The sequence below is a fragment of the Parabacteroides sp. genome (assembly GCF_977054455.1).
Map to the genome: position 1 here is coordinate 73,821 of NZ_CDRTCT010000028.1, position 8,215 is coordinate 82,035.

The 8,215-nt window shown below is 45.8% G+C and carries 7 protein-coding genes; 5 read left to right on the plus strand and 2 right to left on the minus strand.

Features of this window, described 5'->3' with window-relative positions; translation table 11 throughout:
• Positions 1-30 precede the first annotated feature (30 nt).
• From ACW6QF_RS14580 to ACW6QF_RS14600, 5 genes are all read left to right on the plus strand, one after another.
• Positions 31-1,860 carry a BatD family protein gene (locus tag ACW6QF_RS14580; RefSeq protein WP_298552503.1) on the plus strand — a complete coding sequence of 610 codons (1,830 nt, stop codon included), beginning with the start codon at positions 31-33 and terminating at the stop codon, positions 1,858-1,860.
• Between the two features lie 4 nt (positions 1,861-1,864).
• Positions 1,865-2,632: a tetratricopeptide repeat protein gene (locus ACW6QF_RS14585; RefSeq protein ID WP_298552505.1), complete on the plus strand. Its 768-nt coding sequence runs from the start codon at positions 1,865-1,867 to the stop codon at positions 2,630-2,632.
• Between the two features lie 68 nt (positions 2,633-2,700).
• A complete protein-coding gene (locus tag ACW6QF_RS14590; protein ID WP_456088349.1) occupies positions 2,701-3,393 on the plus strand; it encodes a phosphatase PAP2 family protein in 693 nt (230 codons plus the stop codon).
• Between the two features lie 115 nt (positions 3,394-3,508).
• Complete coding sequence (locus ACW6QF_RS14595) at positions 3,509-3,784, plus strand: DNA-binding protein (protein ID WP_298552509.1); 276 nt, start codon at positions 3,509-3,511, stop codon at positions 3,782-3,784.
• A 115-nt stretch (positions 3,785-3,899) separates the two neighbouring features.
• Positions 3,900-5,015: a universal stress protein gene (locus tag ACW6QF_RS14600; protein ID WP_298552511.1), complete on the plus strand. Its 1,116-nt coding sequence runs from the start codon at positions 3,900-3,902 to the stop codon at positions 5,013-5,015.
• Positions 5,016-5,142: 127 nt separating this feature from the next.
• Here the strand turns inward: ACW6QF_RS14600 and ACW6QF_RS14605 are convergent, their stop codons facing one another.
• Both ACW6QF_RS14605 and ACW6QF_RS14610 read right to left on the minus strand, forming a co-directional pair.
• Complete coding sequence (locus ACW6QF_RS14605) at positions 5,143-6,849, minus strand: PAS domain-containing sensor histidine kinase (RefSeq protein ID WP_456088350.1); 1,707 nt, start codon at positions 6,847-6,849, stop codon at positions 5,143-5,145.
• Positions 6,850-7,004: 155 nt separating this feature from the next.
• Complete coding sequence (locus tag ACW6QF_RS14610; RefSeq protein WP_456088351.1) at positions 7,005-7,790, minus strand: DUF4469 domain-containing protein; 786 nt, start codon at positions 7,788-7,790, stop codon at positions 7,005-7,007.
• Positions 7,791-8,215 lie beyond the last annotated feature (425 nt).

Sequence of the window (8,215 nt, forward strand, 5' to 3'; positions counted from 1 at the left end):
AAGTAAGAATTAAAAAATAAGGATTGAGGAATGAGGAAATTAGTTTTCTTATTTGTTCTCTTTGCAACTTTCGGAGTGGTAGCCGGAGCGACGGATGTGACGTTCAAGGCTTCTGCTCCGGAAGCTGTCGTTATGGGAGAAACTTTCAGATTGTCGTACACGGTGAATGCGGAAGGTAAGGATATACGTGTACCGGAAATTCCGGACTTCGAGGTATTGATCGGGCCGTCTACTTCCACAAATATGAGTACCCAGATTATTAACGGTAAAATGACCACCGAAACGTCATTGACGTTTACCTATATCCTCCAACCGAAGAAAGAGGGTACTTTCAACATCGCGCCGGCAACAATCAAGGTCAAAGGCGCCAATTACACATCTAACGCATTGGTTGTAAAAGTACTTCCTCCCGATAAGGCGGAAGAGGCTTCGGCGCAGGGCGGGGGAAATGCTTCCGCTTCTTCGGCTGTTGGCAAGAATGATCTTTTCATAACTGCCAATATTTCTAAGAAGAATGTCTATGAACAGGAAGGATTTCTGATTACCTATAAATTGTATGCGAATCCAAGAAAGGCAAATGTGGTCGGTATTAATCAAGTAAAATTGCCGGAGTTTGAAGGGTTTTTGACTCAAGAAGTTGAATTGCCTCAAAATCGGCAGTTGACATTGGAAAACTACAATGGGACGAACTATGGAACGATTATCATCAAACAAGCAGTGCTTTTTCCGCAGCGTTCCGGCAAAATAACGATACCGAGCGGTAGTCTGGATGTCGCTATGCGTGTCCAGGTCCAGTCGCAAAGACCGAGAAGCGTTTTCGATTTCTTTGAAGATGCCGGATATGTGGATGTAAATAGAACAGTTCCTATTTCTCCTGTCAGTATTGAAGTAAAACCGTTGCCTTCCGGTAAACCAGCCTCGTTCTCGGGTGCAGTCGGAAACTATTCGATGACATCCAGTATCAGTTCGAATAATGTAAAGACAGATGATGCGGTTACGATAAAAGTAACTATTTCCGGCAATGGGAACATCAAGTTGATAAAGAACCCGGAAGTTGTCTTCCCGAACGATTTCGACGTGTACGATCCGAAAGTGGAGGTAGACATCAAGACTACCACGGCTGGATCTTCCGGTACGAAGACGATCGAATACATGGCCATCCCGCGTTATGCAGGCGATTTTGAAATTCCGGCTATCGCATTCTCCTATTTCGACACGAAGACCGATTCTTATAAGACGATTACATCCGAACCCTACAAGCTGCACGTAGAGCAGGGCAAGGGGGGTGGAACATCTCCTGTCGTTTCTAACTTCAGCAACAAGGAAAGCGTTAAGTACTTAGGCAAGGATATCCGCTACCTGAAAGTGAACGATATCCATTTTGTTCCGAACAATGAACTGTTCTTCGGTTCGTTCATGTACTATATGTGTTATCTGATCCCGTCAATACTGTTCGTAGTCTTCTTCTTCATCTACCGCAAGCAAGTGAAAGAGAATTCCAACTTGGCATTGGTGCGTACGAAGAAAGCCAATAAGATGGCTGTAAGACGTCTGAAAAATGCCGGCAAGTTGATGAAGGAAAACAAGAAAGAAGAATTCTATGACGAAGTGCTTCGCGCCTTGTGGGGCTACCTGAGCGACAAACTGAGCATCCCGCAGGCCAACCTGACAAAGGATAATGTCGAAACGGAACTGGCGAAATACGGTGTGGACGACGCTTTGATCAAAGAATTTATGGATATCCTGAACACGTGCGAGTTTGCCCGCTATGCTCCGGCACAGGCTTCGGATGCGATGGATAAGTTATATGAACTGACAGTGGATGCCATTGGCAAAATGGAAAATACAATTAAAAAGTAACGCGATGAAGATGAATATAAATATGAAAAAGATCGTATTCTTCCTCCTGGTTCAATTCGTTGCCTTAGGTGCATTTGCTCAGGAGGCGGTGATCAAAGAAGCGGAAGCTGCCTATACGAAAGAAGACTATGGCAAGGCTATCGAACTCTACGAAGGGCTTCTGAAAACGCATGGCGAATCGGCCGAGATTTACTATAACTTAGGGAATGCCTATTATAAGGAGAATAAGATTGCTCCTGCCATCCTGAATTACGAGCGGGCTTTGTTGCTGGATCCGGGAGACGGGGATATCCGTTTCAACTTGCAGCTGGCACGTCAGAAGTCAGTCGATAAGATCGAGCCGGTGGGCGATTTCTTCCTCCACCGTTGGTTCGACAAGGTTCAGAACATGGGGGCTGCCGATTCGTGGGCGCAGACCGGTATCGTTTGCTTTATCCTGTTCATCGGATGCCTGATCCTGTTCTTCTTCTCCAAATGGATCCATTTGAAAAAGATCGGGTTTTATCTGGGACTGGTATTCCTGGTGTTGGTCATCTTTGCCAATATCTTTGCCGGTAACCAGAAGGACGAGCTGGTAAACCGGAAGAGCGCCATCGTGTTTGCTCCGACAGTGACAGTGAAAAGTTCTCCCGATGCAAGCGGAACCGACTTGTTTATTCTGCATGAAGGAACAAAAGTTTCCATCAAAAGCAAGTTGGGAGACTGGAATGAAATAGAAATGGAAGATGGAAATGTCGGATGGATGCCGAGCAAAGACATGGAAATCATTTAAAATTTATGATTTATGATTTATCATCGACGCATAAATCATAAATTGTAAATCACAAATCTCCTTTTTCAATGGTTGAAAAAATACTGATTTACGAACGCGACGCGTTCTTTGCGCTTAACGGCAGCGACTCTGCTTTTCTGGATCGTTTTATGTGGATTTTCACAGGAAAGGCAGTTTGGCTGCCGTTGGCCTTTCTGATCCTGCTGGTCCTGATCTATAAAAAAAACTGGCGCGAATCCTTACTGATCCTGTTGGCGATCGTATTGGTCGTTACGTTGTGCGACCAGTTTGCTTCCCACATCTGTAAGCCTATCTTTACCCGTTTCCGCCCGACTCATCATCCTGATTTTATGGATCAGGTGAAAACGGTCTTCGGATACCGGGGAGGACTTTACGGATTTATCTCCAGCCATGCTGCGAACGCTTTCGGCTTCGCAACCCTTATGGCATTGATTATGCGGGATAAGCTGTTCGGTTGGACGATCTTTCTCTGGGCGGCCCTTACCGCTTATACGCGGGTTTATCTCGGAGTCCATTTCATTTCGGATATCGTGCCGGGTGCCATTTCGGGCGTGTTCTTCGGTTATCTGGTTTATAAGCTCTATTCTTTCAGCCGTTCAAAGCTATTGCCTGCGGCAGCGAACAACCGGGAACCGCTATATTCGAAGAAACGTATCCGTCTCATAGTCTATGCGATATATGTGACGATCCTGATTATTGTCATTTTTAATGTACCGCTTGCGGCTTGCCTGCACAAGTGATACATGTCGTAAAGCATAATTATTTACACGAAATAATTTTGTTGCTGTAATTTATAATGACTAAGTTAGTGGCACGAAATAAAACAAAGTAATTAACCTTCAAAATAAGGAAGCCATGACAAGAACTATTACATTTAATGAACTTCGCAGACTGAAAGACAGCCTGCCTGACGGAAGTACTCACCGTATTGCTGATGAACTGGGAATCTCTGTTGAAACGGTTCGCAACTACTTCGGCGGGCATAATTTTAAAGATGGCAAAAGTTGTGGAATACATATTGAACCGGGACCTGACGGAGGTCTGGTAGTATTGGACGATACCACAATATTCGAACGTGCTTTGCAGATACTTGCTGAAAACGAAGAAGTATCGGAAGCACAGCAAGCGTAAAGAAATTCATTCTCACAAAGAAATCCCATAGCTGAATCTAAAAAGACGCTGTGGGATTTTTTTTTACTCAACATTCAGTGATTTCCGATTGTTTAACTCATAAAAACACACGAGTATGGAAGATAAATTAGTAACGTTAGCGATTCACACGTTCGAGAAAGCTCAGATTCTCAAAACGATGCTTGAAACAGAGGGGATTGAAGTCTACATACATAATGTAAACCAAATCCAACCGGTAGTTTCGGCTGGTGTACGTGTGCGAATTAAAGAAAGCGATCTGCCTCATGCCTTGCGTATCATCGAAGACAGCAAATGGCTCAGCGAAGATGCCGGACAAGAGGAAAAAGCCGGTCCGCAGGAAAAGAAGATATTGATACCGATAGACTTTTCCGACTACTCTATCAAAGCGTGTGAATTGGGAATCAACTATGCCCATAAAGTCGGGGCCGAAGTGATGATCATGCACGCTTATTTCAGTCCCTATTTCCCGTCCGCCATTCCGATGGGCGACACGCTGGCTTACCAGGTGAACGAGGAAGAGACGGCACAGAATGTCCTGAAGCGTGTCCAGATCGATATGGAAAACATCTGTACGTTGATCAGCCGCAAGATACACTCTGGCGAACTTCCCAAAGTGAAATACAATTATGTGCTCCGCGAAGGTTTGCCGGAAGAAGAGATCATCGCTTACAGCAAGGAATACCATCCGTCGTTGATCGTGATGGGGACTCGTGGAAAGAGCCAGAAAGACATGGATCTGATCGGCAGCGTCACGGGTGAAGTGATCGAGGTGAATAAGGTTCCCGTCCTGGCCATTCCTGAAAACGTGCCGTTTGATGATTTGGGCGAAGCCAAGAATATAGCCTTTGCCACTTCCTTCAACCAGCGCGACTTGGTGGCGTTCGATGAGTTTATGGAGATCATCAAACCGTACGATGTGCACATCCACCTGTTCAATATCTCGACAAGCAAAGACGAGTGGAATGAAATCCGCCTGACCGGAGTCAACGAGTATTTCAAGAAGCAGTATCCGGAGGCCCATATCACCCATACGGTGCTGGCCGATGGCGACCTGCTGCTGGCGATCGAAAAGTTTGTGCGGGACGAACATATCGACGTGATAGCGCTCAGCACCTATCGCCGGAATATCCTGGCACGCATGTTCAACCCCTCTATCGCCCGTAAGATGTTGTTCCACACCGACACGCCGTTGCTGGTGATGCATGCTTGAGGCATAGTGATCTGAAGCAGGCCTGATTTAGGAGGTGTTCAGACACCTTGATCATGATCTTTTAGGCACGGATGTGTAATCTGTGCCTAAATTATGGCTATTGGTGAACAGGATTTTGTTTTGAGAATTATTCCGTTTCCGGATGCGTGACGGGGAGCGTACACCAGAACGTCGATCCTTTCCCCAGTTCCGATTCCGCTCCGATCTTGCCTCCCAGGTTCTGTATGATCAGCTCACAGATCGAAAGCCCCAGGCCGGTCCCTTGTACGAAGGCATCGAATTTGGCGAAACGTTCGAACACGTGCGGAAGGTCTTTTTTATCGATGCCTTTTCCCGTATCGGTCACGAAGAAATAGACTTCTTTTTCATCCACTTCATATCCGGCCGTTATGGAACCTTCGGAGGTGTATTTGCAAGCATTGCTGATGAAATTGGACAGGACTTGTATCAGCCGGTTTTTTTCGGTATGCAGGATGAACGGTTCCCGGGGCAGCTCTAAAGATAGATGAACTCCTTCCTTTATTTTGAAGCGGAAGGTATATGCCAGGTTCTGGAAGATGTCGCTGAGATTGACGTCCGAATACTTGAAATCCATCTGCCCGGATTCGATCTTCGACATATCCAGAATATCATTGATCAAATGGAGGAGCAGGTCGTTATTTCCCTGTATGATCCGGCTGAATTCGGCCCTTTCTTCTTTGTTTTCTGTTTCGGCCATGAGCGAGGAGAAACCGACGATGGCATTGAGGGGAGTCCGTATTTCATGGCTCATATTGGCAAGGAAAGCGCTTTTGAGGCGGTTCGACTCTTCGGCTTTTTCGCGCAGGCGGATTAGTTCCTCGTTATGTTTCTGTTCTGTGATGTCATGCTTGAGGCCGATGATGTGGGTGACTTGCCCTTCCTCGTTTTTCCGGTAAACGACACCTTGCATTTCAAACCATTTGTATTCGTTCCGGAGTTCTGACCTCGTTCGTATTTGTATGATCATCAGTTGGCTGTTCCCATAAACCATATCGTCAATTCCATCGATCAGGAGGTCGCGGTCGGAAGGATGTATAAAATGCAGGAGTTCATCAATCCGTATCGAGTTGCGGGAAGCATAATATTGTTGTGCGAAATTATCGCTTACGTTAAATACCCGCTTTGCGGCATCATATTCCCAAGGCATGATCTTGACGGCATTGAAGATAAAATCCAGCATTTGCTGGTTCTTTTCAAAATCTTGTTTCTGTTTCATTTCCTCGGAGATGTTGTGCTCCGTCCCGATGATATGGCCGATTTTCCCGGTCTCGTCTTGCAGGCCGATGGCATGTATGTCATACCAGTTTTCTTCTTCTTTGAAATTGAGGCGGAAGATTCCGCTGACCCTTTCTTGCTGGGCGGAGATTAATTTGTCGAAAAAGTCATCATATTTTTTGCGGTCTTTCGGATGTATCCGGTCTTTCATCTCTTTTTTCGTCATGCCTTTTTCAGGGATCGTGGCACGATGCAATGATCTGAATCTGTCTTTTTTGACATTGTAGCGCCATACGGACATATAGCCGGCATCAAGGGCGATGGCCAGTTCGGCCCGAATCTTACGCAGTTCTTTTTTGTGCCTACGTTCTTTCATTATATACAAGACGAGAAGGAAGGTCGTGAAACTGATCCCAGCAATTTCAAAAGGGTAAACCTCTATAAACGACGGGCGTTCGGTGTATTCGCCGGTACCTGTGGTGTGTGCTTCCTGTTTGTGCCTGCTGAATATGGAACCGTTGACAAGCATTGCATGGAATACGAAGATCAGAAGAAAGAAAACCCTATACTTATTCGTTTTATATGCAGAAATAACCATGATCTTATTGTTATTGATTAATGTGTAACTGTGTTTTGAGGGTAAAGCTATAGTGGCGCGTTCCGGCGCCTTCTAAGGCGCTGTACAGCGCCGCCTGTGTTGGTCGACAGCGCCGCCTAAGGCGCTGAACGGCGCCTTAGGCGGCGCCGGGGATCTTATAACTCTCCGGGGCGTTCATCTTCTCCTCCCCCGTTGCCAACTGTCAGTTGGTAGGGATAACGGTTACGACGTACTTCTTTCAGCAAACTGCCCTTTTTGCCGCCCGAAAAGCGTGTCGCTACTTCTAAGTAATAAGTGCCATCGGCCAATTGCGGGATAAGCATTGAGAAGTTTGACGGATCGTTGCGGGAGAGGGAAGTTTTGGGAACGGCTGTTTCTGCCTTCGTTTCGGTGTTGACGAAAAAGAATCCGACGGGATCGCTTTCTTCGCCGTCAATCTTGGTACGTTCGCCTTTGCCGTTGAGAAGGCCGCCGGGAGTCAGTTTGTCATTAATCGTGCCACTGGTGATATCTGTAATCTCCTTGATCGTTGGCAGGTTGACTGCAATCTCGCCGATAATGACGCTGATCTTTTTCAGATCTTCCTTGATTTCCGCCCGGACAGAGGTGCGGAGCGTGACGCTGTTGACTGCTGGATCGAACGACGGTCTGGTGCCGATGAGCGGACCGTCGACGCCGATCGAGTTGTTGGTAAAACCGAATTCGACGGTAGAAGAGGAGTAGACTTCTTCCTTGGCTGTCTCGAATAAATCCATATACATCGACTCGTATTGGGCGGCAGTGTATTTGCTGCCCTTGTTGGCGGTCAATTTACAAATGTCTTTGATGGAGCGGTTTGCAAGGTATGTGACGTTGAAATTGTAGTCGTCGTCACGTTCGGTTAGCATCAGGGGAGTCAGTGTGCCGGTAATGCTGTGCATCTTGGGATCTTTTTCTGCCATAATAGAATTGCGTTATTGAGTTCTTGATGGACTCAGGTTATTAATGAGGACAAAGATAAATGTTTTCTATTTACAATCGCTCAATCTCCCTTTAAAATTAAAATCTATCGCATAATTTCTTTTTTATCCCTCTTATCCCGGAGACCCGAACAATTGTCCTATTTCGGTATTTCAGACCTGAAACGATAACCTAATTTTATACTAAACAGAAACGGCCGGTTAACATCTTTGCACAAAACATAGTCTGCAGGCGGTTCTGGGAAGTTGCTTTTTCAATTATTTCAGTAATACCATAGTTCATCAAGAACTAACGTATTTGTTTATAATGTAATATTGTTTTTATCTGTCCTATTTTTAATTAAAGTGTGGACGGACCTCTTTTAGCCTTGCTCCAGGCTCCGTTCCCTTTGTTCCGGTTCAGGTAG